This window comes from Algoriphagus boritolerans DSM 17298 = JCM 18970, assembly GCF_900108085.1.
Taxonomy (GTDB): Bacteria; Bacteroidota; Bacteroidia; order Cytophagales; family Cyclobacteriaceae; genus Algoriphagus; species Algoriphagus boritolerans.
Genome location: NZ_FNVR01000002.1, coordinates 57,152 through 70,126 on the forward strand (window position 1 = coordinate 57,152; position 12,975 = coordinate 70,126).

The 12,975-nt window shown below is 43.5% G+C and carries 11 protein-coding genes; 1 reads left to right on the forward strand and 10 read right to left on the reverse strand.

Features of this window, described 5'->3' with window-relative positions:
• Positions 1 to 455 precede the first annotated feature (455 nt).
• The 5 genes from C4S61_RS02315 to C4S61_RS02335 all read right to left on the reverse strand — a co-directional run bounded on the left by C4S61_RS02315 (position 456) and on the right by C4S61_RS02335 (position 5,964).
• A complete protein-coding gene (locus C4S61_RS02315; RefSeq protein ID WP_160111194.1) occupies positions 456 to 1,739 on the reverse strand; it encodes a T9SS type A sorting domain-containing protein in 1,284 nt (427 codons plus the stop codon).
• A gap of 374 nt (positions 1,740 to 2,113) precedes the next feature.
• Positions 2,114 to 3,961 (reverse strand): transcription termination factor Rho, encoded by a 1,848-nt coding sequence (rho, locus tag C4S61_RS02320; RefSeq protein ID WP_103923194.1) that lies wholly within the window; start codon positions 3,959 to 3,961, stop codon positions 2,114 to 2,116.
• Positions 3,962 to 4,163: 202 nt separating this feature from the next.
• Positions 4,164 to 5,015, reverse strand: coding sequence for a DNA repair protein RecO (recO, locus tag C4S61_RS02325; RefSeq protein WP_317046037.1), 852 nt, complete (start codon positions 5,013 to 5,015; stop codon positions 4,164 to 4,166).
• A 35-nt stretch (positions 5,016 to 5,050) separates the two neighbouring features.
• Positions 5,051 to 5,635, reverse strand: a complete 585-nt coding sequence (locus tag C4S61_RS02330; protein WP_103923195.1) for a thymidine kinase — start codon at positions 5,633 to 5,635, stop codon at positions 5,051 to 5,053.
• Between the two features lie 2 nt (positions 5,636 to 5,637).
• Complete coding sequence (locus C4S61_RS02335; RefSeq protein WP_103923196.1) at positions 5,638 to 5,964, reverse strand: 2Fe-2S iron-sulfur cluster-binding protein; 327 nt, start codon at positions 5,962 to 5,964, stop codon at positions 5,638 to 5,640.
• Between the two features lie 33 nt (positions 5,965 to 5,997).
• On the opposite strand from C4S61_RS02335, the gene C4S61_RS02340 reads away from it, so the two are divergent.
• Positions 5,998 to 7,113, forward strand: coding sequence for a hypothetical protein (locus C4S61_RS02340; RefSeq protein WP_103923197.1), 1,116 nt, complete (start codon positions 5,998 to 6,000; stop codon positions 7,111 to 7,113).
• Between the two features lie 153 nt (positions 7,114 to 7,266).
• Here the strand turns inward: C4S61_RS02340 and rodA are convergent, their stop codons facing one another.
• The 5 genes from rodA to C4S61_RS02365 form a co-directional block, all read right to left on the reverse strand.
• A complete protein-coding gene (rodA, locus tag C4S61_RS02345) occupies positions 7,267 to 8,541 on the reverse strand; it encodes a rod shape-determining protein RodA (protein ID WP_103923198.1) in 1,275 nt (424 codons plus the stop codon).
• Complete coding sequence (gene mrdA / locus C4S61_RS02350) at positions 8,541 to 10,343, reverse strand: penicillin-binding protein 2 (protein WP_103923199.1); 1,803 nt, start codon at positions 10,341 to 10,343, stop codon at positions 8,541 to 8,543. Before mrdA ends, rodA begins: the two co-directional genes overlap by 1 nt.
• A gap of 107 nt (positions 10,344 to 10,450) precedes the next feature.
• A complete protein-coding gene (locus C4S61_RS02355) occupies positions 10,451 to 10,972 on the reverse strand; it encodes a rod shape-determining protein MreD (RefSeq protein WP_103923200.1) in 522 nt (173 codons plus the stop codon).
• Positions 10,962 to 11,801, reverse strand: a complete 840-nt coding sequence (gene mreC, locus C4S61_RS02360) for a rod shape-determining protein MreC (RefSeq protein WP_103923201.1) — start codon at positions 11,799 to 11,801, stop codon at positions 10,962 to 10,964. Before mreC ends, C4S61_RS02355 begins: the two co-directional genes overlap by 11 nt.
• Positions 11,802 to 11,808: 7 nt before the next feature.
• Positions 11,809 to 12,837 (reverse strand): rod shape-determining protein, encoded by a 1,029-nt coding sequence (locus tag C4S61_RS02365; RefSeq protein ID WP_103923202.1) that lies wholly within the window; start codon positions 12,835 to 12,837, stop codon positions 11,809 to 11,811.
• Positions 12,838 to 12,975: the final 138 nt, after the last annotated feature.

Below are 12,975 nucleotides of genomic sequence, written 5' to 3' on the forward strand. Positions count from 1 at the left end.
TCAAACTTACATGGTTAACTTGAGAATTCAAATTATTTATCCTTTTTTGATTGAACTTCAAGGAATTACGGTTATTTGGCATTCTTTGGATTTTAAGGGCGATTTGAACTTTTTACAATCCGATTTTTAATTCTGAACTGAGACTCATTTTTGTTTTTATTATTACCCTTTAAGGTTTTGCTGTTTTTTGTATATCAAATGCATTTTGAGTAGATGGAAAAAATAATATTTCTTATGTCTCTCAAAATGGGCTTGAAATTTAATATTACGGCGTATAAAAACAAATTTTATTTTACAAAGATTCGAAAAGTCATATTCCTTTAATGAGTTTTCTGAAAAGAAAAGGTTTTGAATTTTAGTGTGGTTTTTTCAAAAAATAACCTGATCCTTTTTTAGACCAGGTTTGAGAACTTGAGGCGGAATTAGGGTTTTCTTTTATTCTGCTTAAAAATTGGCTATCGTTTCAGAATTATTTTATGATATTCTACCGAATCATCCCAGCTGATTTCGAGCGTATAGAGTCCTGGATTTTTTCTTTTCATCACATCGGAAAGCAGTGGACTAAGCTGAGTAGCTGCATAGCCTTCAATCATGTCAACTTGTCCGGAGCTTGAGATGACCCGCACCAGCACTTTTGTGTCATTTTTCCTTGCGGTTACCAGCTGCTCCAAATTTATGGTATCACCTGTGGTCGGATTGGGATAGACGCTCCAATAAGTGGTTCCAGGGATTGGCTCCACCCGGATAGCTTCCGTATCACTGAAAGTTGCATTTCCATTTAGGTCTACTTGCCGGATTCGATAAAAGATATTTCCACCGGCTATAGGCAATTTTAAATCTTGAAAAGCGTAGTCTACAGGTTGATCCGAATATCCGGCACCTTTAACCGATGCGATGGTTTCCCAGGAACGGACATCATTCACTGATCGCTGCACCTCAAAATGGGAGTTTTCCCACTCGGATGTAGTGGACCAAGTAAGATTTGAAAGACGAATCTGTGCTTCATATCTTGCAGAAAATGCAGCCCATTGAATGGGTAGTACCCTCAAATTCAATAAATCACAAATATTAGCAGTCTCATTTGTCCATGTTATATTCCCAGAACCGTTGCTCTCTGGAGCATTACCGTTTTCACAGACTTCAGTACCTGTCCATCCGTTAATTTCAAGACCATCTTCACCGACAATATTAATTTCTGCATCTCCAAATTCTATCGCTGCATTAGGGCCCTGTAAATTGATCTCCACGGCATCAAATGTAAACGTGTTCCTGCCTCCATTCCTGGAATCCAATATTAATTTACCCCCTTCTTCAATGCAAATGGTGAAATTTGATAAGGAGGTGATATAAATCAAGTTAAGAATTGATCCAGAACCAATGGAAATGCATTGTCCGGAAATTGTAAATGCTGGATTGTCCCCGTTGTTTGGGCGATCTAGGGTAAGATCTGCACCGTTGGTAAGTATAATTCCACCCAAAGTAAAGTCGCTTGCTTCCCAAGTGAAATTTAAGTTTCTATCGAATTTTGCGATTTGACCTGATAAAAAATTTCCTGACCCCGACCAATAAGAAGCACCCAATGTAGCATTAGGTGGGCTATTTTTAAGCGAAGTATTCGAATCAATGTATGTCCTCGGGCTTCCGCACTCGGCACATTGGGCCAAGCTTTGAAGATGGATTCCCAGTAAAAACAAAATAGTAAAGCTTACCTTTTGAAGATACTTAAAGATGGACAGCAAGGTTGGAATAATTAGTGGGTGATACTTAAAATTTAACTCAATTCAAGAGAGAATATACAGTTAATTTACAAAAGTACGCAATTAGTATACCAAATATTTTTTTAGTACAATAAATGACTCTTGATATAATACAATTTTGAAAGGAGTCCCAAAGAACTTACAAAGCAGCTGTTGGAAATTAGGGCTTTTAAGTTCTGTTGAATACATTCAAAAATATAACCAGCATTGAATTGAGCTTGTTTAAACAAATTTCTGGTGAACAGATGGGGTGAAATTGATCGGGATATACTTATTCAAAAACATGGGTTTGAAATACAAAAAAATGACCCCAACTTTTCAGCTGGGGTCAGAATTAAATTTTTTAATTAGGAATTTTACCCATTCATACTGATCAAAAACTCCGCATTGTCACGGGTGCCTTTCATTCGGTTCAAGAGGAATTCCATAGACTCCTGTGAGTTCATATCGCTCATCAGTTTTCTCAGTATCCAGACACGCTGCATCTCTTCTTTGTCCATGAGCAAGTCTTCCCGACGGGTACCTGAACCTAAGACATCAATCGCAGGATAGATTCTTCGGTTGGCCAACTTACGGTCAAGGGCAAGTTCCATGTTGCCGGTTCCTTTGAACTCTTCAAAGATCACCTCATCCATCTTGGAACCCGTTTCCACCAGTGCAGTAGCGATGATGGTCAATGAACCCCCATTTTCTACATTTCTTGCCGCACCGAAGAAGCGCTTTGGCTTGTGAAGCGCATTGGCATCCACACCACCGGAAAGGATTTTGCCGGAGCTAGGTACCACCGTATTGTGAGCACGGGCTAGTCGTGTGATAGAATCCAAAAGGATCACCACATCGTGACCGACTTCCACCATTCGCTTTGCTTTTTCCAACACGATATTTGAAACCTTCACATGCCGATCTGCGGTCTCATCAAATGTGGAGGAAATTACCTCTGCATTTACCGAGCGAGCCATGTCTGTTACTTCTTCGGGACGCTCGTCGATTAACAGAACCATCAGGTGAACTTCGGGGTGATTTTTCGTGATGGCATTAGCAATCTGTTGCAGCAAAACTGTCTTACCGGTCTTGGGCTGTGCTACGATCATCCCTCGCTGACCTTTTCCAATAGGAGCAAAGAGATCAAGGATTCGGGTGGAGTATCCGTCTGCCTTGGTTGACAAGTTCAACCTTTCTTCCGGGAAAAGTGGAGTCAGGTATTCAAATGGAACCCGATCGCGGATTTCGTCTGTCGTCTTGCCGTTGACAGTTCCGATCTTTAGTAGGGCAAAATACTTCTCACCTTCTTTTGGCGGTCGGATGGATCCTTTGATGTGATCTCCTGTTTTTAGACCAAAAAGTTTTACCTGACTGGGTGACACATAGATATCATCCGGCGAAGCGAGGTAGTTGTAATCCAAAGAACGTAGGAAACCGTAGCCTTCCTGCATCATTTCCAATACGCCTTCGTTTTCGATCACTCCGTCAAATTCACGGGGACTGACAAATGGTTTCTTTCTGTTGGGGTTGTGAACGGTCTCAGCTGCTGGAGCCATGAGTTCATCGGGAGATCTGAAATTCTTCCTTCTCGGGAGTTCGATTTCAGTTTCTTGTCTGGGAGAGTTTCCGGATATCGGAGTACCTTGATTCGGATTTTCGATGGTGTTACCGGAAATTTCCACTTCTTCAAATGCTCTTCTTCGCGGTCTGAAGGTCTTTGGTTCCTCGGTAGCAGGAGTTTCTTTGGGAGCAGTTTCTTTGGTCTCAGCTACCGGCTCTTTTTTCTCCGGAACTGGTCTTGGCTCTCTTTTTTCAAAAGTCGGACGTTCTTCACGCTTTTGCTTCCACTCAGGTTTAGCCGGTTTGGGTTCTGCCGGGGTTGCCGGCTCTTCGCTGGTAGCTGGCTTTTCAGCCGCAGGTGCGGCAGGTATTTCAGTGACGTTTTGTCTTCTGAATTTTGGTTTGAATTCGGCCGGATCCTCAGGTTTTGGTACGCTCGGGGAGGGGGATTCGGCGGGTTTTACTGCCTCGGTGGAAGGGGTATCCACGGCGGAGGGCTTTTTCTTGGGGAGGGCTTGCTCTGGGGTGATGGCTTGCTGATCTAGAATTGCATAGACGAGTTCGTCTTTTTTGAGGGTTTTGAAGTTTTTGACTTTAAGCTCCTCAGCAATCTCCTTCAATTCAGATAAAAGCCTGATTCGGAGTTCTTCTATGTTATACATAAAGAGGGTATGAAATAAATAAGATATTGTAAAATGCGGTATTTGGGAACGGGAATGATTTTCTGAGCAAAAAACGTCTGCAGGAAAAACTCAAGTCAATGTGGGCGACTTGTTCATTCACGATGATGGCACAATATTAAACGATGCTTTTGTATTTAACAAATTTTTTGTTTGTGATACAGTTTTTTGACAGTCAGATCATTTACTCCATTACTTGTCTGATAATTGCCAAAGATTTGAATGAACTGGGATTTTCCATGTGCTGTGCATAGAAGTCAAGCAAGTGATCCAGCAGTTTTCTTCGAAGGGATCCGGAGATCTTTTCACAGCATTGAAACTTCTCGTCCAGCAGTTTTTGGAGGTAATTCAGAGTAACCGGTAGCTCTTCGAGGGTGAAAGGCTGATTGTTGGACTCCGAAAGGAAGCCTTCCGCATCCTCTGGAGAGAATCCCAGGTATTTGGCTTTTTCAATCAAAAATACCAGTGGAAAATGGGCCAACAAGGTTTCACCCTGATCCAGTGCGATTACACTTTCTGCAAGAAAATCAAAGAGTAGTTCATTTTGATAATTTTCATAAATGTTTCGATTGATTACTTCCGTCATGAAAAGTGCGATGCTGGTTCGGGAAAAGTCAAAAGGTATCCGTTGATGTGCCCGTTGCAGTTTGGCTTCGGAGATTCGCTGGAGTCCGGAGTTCTCCTTATTATACACCACCAGATCCAACAAAGTCAAAGGTTGGTAAAGTGCCATTTTAGAGCCTTTGCCGATGCTTCTGACGCCATTGATCAGGTAAGATTTCAGGCCTAGCTCCCGGGTGAAAATCTTCACAATGATGCTCGTATCCTTGTATCGGATCGAACTGAGCACAATGCCTGAAGTTTTTCGGATCATCGTAAAAGAGAAGTCTAGGGTGAATCTACGTGACCTGTCGTCATTGCGAAGGGTCTCAGCCGTTAAATAGATAAAATAACCTTTAAAACCCAGAGTGGAAAGATTTGTATGAGGATATTGAAAATTGGTAGAGATTGCTTCAGGGCGGAAATATTCTAGCAAGATTTTTAGTCTAAAGCAGCCCTTCGCAATGACGTCTATTTCTTGTCCTCGAAAAAACACCTGCGGCACCGGGCTTCATAGCTTTCTTTTTCCCCCAAGACCACCTTTTCCTTAGCTTCAGAGAGCCTCAGCGAAAACGCAGCCAAGTCACCGCATTTCATACAGATCGCATGGACTTTGGTGACATACTCTGCGATAGCCATCAGTCGGGGCATCGGTTCAAAGGGCTTTCCCTCAAAGTCCATATCCAGTCCTGCCATAATTACCCGCTTGCCTTTATTTGCCAGTAACTGAACTACTCGAACTATTTCTTCATCGAAAAACTGTGCCTCGTCGATCCCCACCACGTCGCAGTCTCCCGAGAGCAAAAGAATGTCACCTGCAAAATTAACCGGTGTAGAACGAATGCTGTTCTCATTATGGGATACGATATCTTGCTCATGGTAGCGCTTGTCCACGGAAGGTTTGAAGATTTCCACCTTCAACTTGGCCAGTCTGGCACGATTCAGCCTTCGGATCAATTCTTCTGTTTTCCCGGAAAACATCGAGCCGCAAATGACTTCAATCTGACCTTTTCGATCAGATTGTCTGCGGCTGTTCAGGGAGGGTTCTATAAACATGCTTACTCAGTATAATCTAAATGCGGAAATTTGTTGACCTCGGCAACACGAATGACCAGCTCATCTTTCAGAAGCAAACTTTGGCAACAGAGTCGCTCATTGGGTTTCAGGCGGTTTTGATTTCGGTAAAAAACCTCCCGGTCAGTCTCCGGACTCAAGTTCTCCATTCCTTCCACCACAATCATTTTACAGGTAGTGCAGCGCCCCTTTTTTCCACAGGCATGCATCCAGTCCGTACCGTTTTGATGAATAATTTCGATAACTTTACGATCAGGGTGTTCCGAATCAATTCTAAGATTTCCCAGGTTTTGAATGACTATTCGGGGCATTTCTTCGTTTGCTTTTGAAAACAAGACCCACTCATGACAGTTCAAATTAACACCAATTATTTAGAAAAATATTCAGAGGACTATGCGCGCCGGGTTTGTGAGAAGTTTTTCACCGACAGGCAATTTATTACAGGTCAGGATATCATTCAGTTGACGAGTAGTACTCAGGTCAATTTTTTTATCATCAAGCGCCTGTTTGAGCTTTGGCAGGAAGAATTGGCCAAGCTGAAAAGCAGCCCCTACTTCGATTACAGAGATATAGCGGTGCATGATGCGCTGACACAATTCATGAATGTGCTTTCCCGCCGAATCAAAGTAGAGCGGTCAAATCTGGAACCCTTGATCAAATCAGCAGTCGCTCAGGCAATCCAGGTAGCCACTGATCCGGTGTCCTTTTATCAAAAGGAAATCGGCAAAGCACCTCAGGGCAAAATCAATGATTACCTCCGGGAGAATAAAAAATACTACAAGTGGCATGATAAAGTGGTCTCATTTCTGATTGACAAAACAGGTTTTGGACATGATCCGGACTCCTATCTGAGGGCGATCGCGGCCAACTACCAAGTAGTCAAAGACTCACTGGAGTCAGTCAATTTATTGCTTGCAACTTTGGGCGATGTCATGGCTTTCGATTCAGACTTGTATTTGGGTGTGGACGAGGCTGAGTTTATTTCGGAAAATGAACCTGTAGTAAATGTGGAGGCTGCGGATGGATCGTTTTTTGATTCTGTAGAAATGGAAACTCCGGTCCGGAAAGTCACTCCGACAGCTTCTGCTCCGAAGGAAGAAAAAGTAGATTCAAACTATGTCACAGTCGAGAAAGTTTCGGTATCCAGCGAGGGGAACCGGCTGAATGCGTCCAAGTTGAAGGCACATTTTGCAACCGAATCCTATCGTGGGATGAAGGGCATAGTGGGTGACCTTTCTGAGAGTCTTGCGCTGAATCAGCGGTTTATGTTTACCAAAGTGTTGTTCGACGGAAATGCAGACTTGCTGCGCCATGCGCTCAAATCGATCGATGAGGCAGGTAATTTCGATTCTGCGGTTGAATTGATCAATACGCGGTTTGTATCGGAGTTGGGCTGGGAAACGGACTCTGAACCAGTTCGGGAGTTTATGCAGTTGGTCTACAGGAAATATTCGGATTAAAATGGGAAGGAGGGGTTAAAAGTCGTTTTGCTTTTTTTTACCACATAACTTCCCAATCCGCAAAGATCTCTTGCTATGTTTTCTATATGACTATGTGGTATTAAAAACTGCGAACTGAAAATTCCGACTGATAACTGAAAACTGCCTACTGTTTCACCCCAACCTTCCCAACTGCGTCGCCCTTGAGGAATCCATTTTAATGAAAATGAACAGGAGCACAGTAAAGGACCATAGCGAAGATCCTCCATAGCTGAAAAACGGCAACGGAATCCCCACTACAGGAAATAATCCGATGGTCATCGCAATGTTTATCATGAAGTGGAAAAGCAGAATAGATACCACGCAATAACCATAGATTCGGGTAAACCTGGTTTTCTGCCGTTCGGCCATGATGACTAGTCGATAAAGCAGGCCCACAAAAAGTGAAATAACGACCAAACTTCCCATCCACCCAAATTCCTCTCCTAGCGTACAAAAGATAAAGTCGGTATGCTGTTCCGGCACAAAGTCAAATTTGGTTTGTGTTCCTTCCAGATAACCTTTTCCGAATAGCCCTCCTGAACCAATGGCAATTTTGGATTGGGTCACATTCCAACCGACTCCAAGTGGATCCAAATTGGGGTTAAAGAGCACCATGATTCGGTTTTGCTGATGGGGAGGAAGTTTCGAAACAACAAAATCAATGGAGTAGATATAGACGATCACTCCTAACCCGATCAATGAAAAAGCAACGATCCGTTGCCAGGTTCTTTTTCCCAAAAAGATCAATATCAGAACAATCCCCACAATTCCGGCCACTAGGAATAAGTTGTTCGCCACGCCTAGTGCCAGGAGTGTAACGGCCACAAATCCAAAACCAAAGATGAAATAGTAGGAGGGAAGACCCTCCCTGTAAAACATCAAAAAAAAGGCAAAATAGACCATGGCCGTTCCGGTATCTGGCTGGAGGATAATCAGTACCATCGGAAGCAACAAAACTCCGAAAGCGATCAGCTGGTAATTCTTTTTGCTCAAGTCAAAAGTCGGCCGCTCCATGACTTTTGCCAATGCCAGTGCGGTGGCAAACTTGGCAAATTCACCGGGCTGAATACGAAAGTTTCCAAAGCCTATGGAGAGTATTTGTCCATTGACTTCTTTACCCACAAATGGAGTAAGAACCAAAAGCACCAAAAATACCAGGTAAATCACCAAGGAGAGATTCTCGAAAAATCTGGAATCGGCAACCATTATAATGGTAATTAGCACAAGGGCTGTTCCAATCCAAACTAACTGGATTCCAGAGTTTATAGATAAATCAAAAATGCTTTTTTCGACTTGGCTATCATAGACAGCGGCGTAGATGTTGAACCAGCCAATAATGACCAAGGCGAAATAAATCGATACGGCGATCCAGTCAACCCGATTGATTTGTATATCAGCTTCCCGCATTAGTAAATAAAATTTCCGGCTAAAACATATTCCTGAAGAGCAGGGCGGGTAATTTCCCCTCTCAGATATTTTTCAATCATTAAGGAAGCCGTGCTGGCAGCAGCTCTTCCTCCCCAACCTGCATTTTCCACATAGACGGCAATCGCAATTTTCGGATTGTCTTTGGGCGCAAAAGCAAAGAACACCGAGTGATCTTCGCCGTGTGGGTTTTGTGCAGTACCTGTCTTGCCGGCTATCACAATATCCTTGATTACAGCTCTTGCTGCTGTACCGTAAATTGCCTCGGCCATGGCATCGTGGATTAAGTCAAAATGATGGGCATCGATTCCAACCTCATGTTTGATCTGATATTTTGACGGAATTTGAGTAGGATCCCCGTCGATTTCCTTAATCAGGTGCGGGGTGTAATAATATCCCTTATTTGCAAAAATGGAAACCAAGTTGGCCATCTGAATTGGAGTAACCTGAAGTTCGCCCTGTCCGATTGATAGTGAATAGATAGTGGAATATTTCCATCTACCCGCTCCATAAATCCGGTCATAAAGCTTACTTGAAGGAATATCGCCCCCTCTTTCTCCAAACATATCAATGCCAAGGGGAGTGCCAAGCCCAAACTTGAGTACACTTTTTCTCCATTCATCGAGTCCGATTTTTGTGTCTGTGAAGGTGTTGCTTGAAACCTCCCGGTTGATAATTTGGCGAAATGCTTGATGGTAGTAGGGGTTGCAGGAATTCCGTATCGCGCCGAACAGGTTGGAAGGACTGGGATGATTGTGGCAAGCTACCAGGGATCTATTGCAGGCGAAGGTTGAATTTGGTGTCAAAATCCCTTTTTGGAGCCCGATTAAACTCTGAACGATTTTGAAAATTGAGCCCGGAGGATACATGGCCATGACTGGTCGGTTGAAAAGTGGCTTCTCCAAATCCTTGGTTAAGAGTCCATAATTCTTACTAAACTCCGCTCCGGTGAGGACATTAGGATCGTAAAAGGGAGCTGAGATCATGGCTAAAATTTCACCCGTACTGGGCTCGATAGCCACTACTGATCCGGTTTTTCCTGCCATTAGCATTTCACCATATAGCTGAAGGTCCATGTCGATGGTGGAGGTGATGTTTTTCCCGGCCACGGATGCCGTATCGTATTCTCCCTCTTTGAACGGACCTTTGTCGATTCCCCGTACATTGACCATTTTGTATTTCACCCCTTTTTTACCCCGAAGCTCATTTTCATAATAACGCTCCATACCACTCAATCCCACATAATCGCCTTGAGAATAGTATCTTGAGGAGTCTCGCTCAAGCTGGGCAGAGCTGATTTCACCGATATATCCTAAGGCATGACCCGCAGTGGAGTTGGGATAGGATCGGACCGATCGTGTCATGATGAAGAGTCCGGGATAGTCCACCAAAAAATCCTGGATTCTGGCAAAGTCTTTTGTAGAGATTTGCTTGATAAATGTGGAGGGTTTGACAGAAGAATACTTTCGCGCAGCAGTATAGGATTCGATGAGCTGTTCCTTGGAGATTTTGAAAAGCTCACAGAATCGTGTCGTGTCGCCTACTTTGAACTCCTTCGGTACCACCATGACATCAAATATCGGATTGTTGAATACCAAAAGCTTTCCATTTCGGTCATAGACCAACCCACGATAAGGGTGATCCACGATTCGCTGGATCGCATTGCTTTCAGCACGCTTCATGAAACTGTCGTCTACCACCTGAATCATGAAAAGCCGGATAAGCAAGACAATACTCACCAGAAATATGAAGATGAGAATGACTATGGGCCGTTGGTCTTTCATGTAGTTATAATTGTTTCTTAAAGGTCACATGCCTGTCTGTCGACAGACAGAGAATGCATCAGATTATCATCCCTTTGTGTCTGAAACATTTTCTCTTGGATATTTCATTAGATTCCTCTTCTGCGTTTAAAGAATAGGAGTTGTACAAGTATAGCCAAAAGGCAAGTCAAAATTGAGGAAAAAAAGCTTTTGTTTAGTACGCCTAAAAACCCACTGGTACCCCACTGATCCGCTATAAAAAACACCAAAGAATAAACGAAAATCAAAGGGAATGAATAGGTTAAAAACCATACCAATCCCATCTCATTCAAGGATGGCTCCTCCGTGTCCACATAGCCTCCCGTGGGACTAATGACCCGTAGCCACAGTGATCTGAAAAAAGCCAAACAAGTGGCTGCTGCTGCATGCATTCCAATAGTCTCGTAGAATACATCAATCATCAGACCTAGAAAAAAGGCAAGGAAAAGAAGCGGGGAAGTTTTCACAGAAATAGGCAACAACAGGATCCCCAACAGATAAATAAAGACAAAGGCAACTCCGAATAGTGCCAGATTCTTTAAAAACAGAATCTGAATCACCCCCAAAAAAATGATCAAAAGAACGAAAGAAAACAGATTTCTAATATTCATTGCTTATCTCTGATTGGCGATAGAGCGAGTCCAGTTCGTTGAAAAGGGTGTTTTCTACGAGATAGACATAATTGACTTTGCTAAAATCCGTACTGAGTTTTACTGTGAGATCCAGGTAATTTGGGTCTTTTTCATCCGGGGAAATTTTGGAAATAATCCCAATCAGGATCCCCTCCGGAAAAACCGCATTAAATCCGGAGGTCACAATAGTGTCTCCTTCCTGTGCTTTGACATGTCGGGGTACAAAAAGCAGTTTTGCCTCTGTGGAACTTTCCCCGTCCCATTGCACTGATCCAAAAACGTCAGTCGATTTAATTTTTGAAGAGACCAACAGGTCAGTGTTGAGCAAGGAAAATGCCACAGCGTAATTTTCCGAAACTGATTTTACCCGGCCAACTACTCCCTGTGGGTTAAATATTCCCATTCCAGGTTTGATGCCGTCTTTGGCACCTTTATTAATAGTCAGGTAGTTTTGTGAAAATCGCAATGAGCTGCCTATCACCCTCCCTCCTTTAAACTGGTAAGTTGCCGCCAATGCAGAATCGAGCTCGATACCCATGCTGTCCGGCTTAACCTGAAGGAAGCTTAACCGTTGGAGAATCTCAGCGTTTTCGGCAGTGAGTGCCTCATTTGCTTCAGCCAAAGAGAAAAACTGCACCACATTCGCCTGCTTTTCAAGGGCAGCGCCCACCAAGCGATTGGAACTATTAAAGAAAGCGGCACCCTGTGGAGAATTATTGGTGACAATCATCCAGATTGCCAAAACTTCAAGAAAAACGAATAGGATAAAAGCCCGTATTCGGTAAAGAAACTGTAGGATGCGTAGCATTCAGCGTTTAAGACATCAGGACGGTTCGGAAGTTTTGAATATTTTTAAGGGCGGTGCCTGTACCTCTTACTACAGCTCTCAGCGGATCCTCTGCGATGTGGATCGGAAGTTTGGTTTTTTGATGAAGCCTTTTGTCGAGCCCTTTCAAAAGTGCACCACCTCCGGTAAGGTGAATTCCATTGTCATAGATATCCGCAGAAAGTTCCGGTGGAGCAATTTCCAAGGCTTTCAAGACTGCCTCTTCAATTTTGGAAACTGACTTATCTAAAGCAAAAGCAATCTCAGAATAGGAAACCTTGATCACTTTAGGGATACCGGTCATCAAGTCACGACCTCTGATTTCGTAATCCTCGGGCGCATCGTCCAATTCTGTCAACGCGGACCCGATTGCGATTTTCACCTTTTCGGCAGATCGCTCCCCGATCAGCAAGTTGTGCTGACGGCGCATGTAGTCCAAAATATCTTTGGTAAATGTATCTCCGGCCACGCGAATGGACTGATCGGCTACAATTCCTGATAAGGCGATCAAAGCAATCTCAGTGGTACCACCCCCGATATCTACGATCATAGAACCCATTGGCTTTTCAATATCAATACCGATACCAATGGCTGCTGCAATGGGTTCGTAGATCATGTAGACCTCTTTGGCCCCGGCATGCTCAGCAGAGTCACGGACTGCTCTCTTCTCCACTTCGGTAATTCCTGAAGGGATGCAGATCACCATCCGGTGTGATTGAGGAAACAATCCCTTTTTCTGTCCCGGTATCATTTTGATCAAACCTCGGATCATCTGCTCGGCAGCATAAAAGTCAGCAATCACCCCATCTTTCAGCGGACGGATTGTTTTGATATTTTCGTGTGTCTTTTCGTGCATGTTCATCGCCTCTCGGCCGACAGCGAGCACACGGTTGTTGGTCTTGTCGATGGCGATGATGGAGGGTTCGTCGACCACAATTTTATCTTTATGGATGATAAGGGTATTTGCGGTACCCAAATCAATGGCTATATCACTAGAGAAAAAATCAAATAATCCCATTTTGTGCTTATTGATTGGCGTTGTTTTGGAGTTTCTGGTTTAAGATAGTACCTGAGTACCGTTTTTAAACGTGGGTCGGCAAAATTATTATCTTAAATCGACAAAACTCAGATAAAGAAGATTTTTTTATTCCCTGAG

Bases quoted from the DNA above. Each gene is read 5' to 3' on its own strand.
- rho (WP_103923194.1), bottom strand. From the start codon at position 3,961: ATGTATAACATAGAAGAACTCCGAATCAGGCTTTTATCTGAATTGAAG.
- C4S61_RS02330 (WP_103923195.1), bottom strand. From the start codon at position 5,635: ATGTTTATAGAACCCTCCCTGAACAGCCGCAGACAATCTGATCGAAAA.
- C4S61_RS02335 (WP_103923196.1), bottom strand. From the start codon at position 5,964: ATGCCCCGAATAGTCATTCAAAACCTGGGAAATCTTAGAATTGATTCG.
- C4S61_RS02340 (WP_103923197.1), top strand. From the start codon at position 5,998: ATGACAGTTCAAATTAACACCAATTATTTAGAAAAATATTCAGAGGAC.
- rodA (WP_103923198.1), bottom strand. From the start codon at position 8,541: ATGCGGGAAGCTGATATACAAATCAATCGGGTTGACTGGATCGCCGTA.
- mrdA (WP_103923199.1), bottom strand. From the start codon at position 10,343: ATGAAAGACCAACGGCCCATAGTCATTCTCATCTTCATATTTCTGGTG.
- C4S61_RS02355 (WP_103923200.1), bottom strand. From the start codon at position 10,972: ATGAATATTAGAAATCTGTTTTCTTTCGTTCTTTTGATCATTTTTTTG.
- mreC (WP_103923201.1), bottom strand. From the start codon at position 11,801: ATGCTACGCATCCTACAGTTTCTTTACCGAATACGGGCTTTTATCCTA.
- C4S61_RS02365 (WP_103923202.1), bottom strand. From the start codon at position 12,837: ATGGGATTATTTGATTTTTTCTCTAGTGATATAGCCATTGATTTGGGT.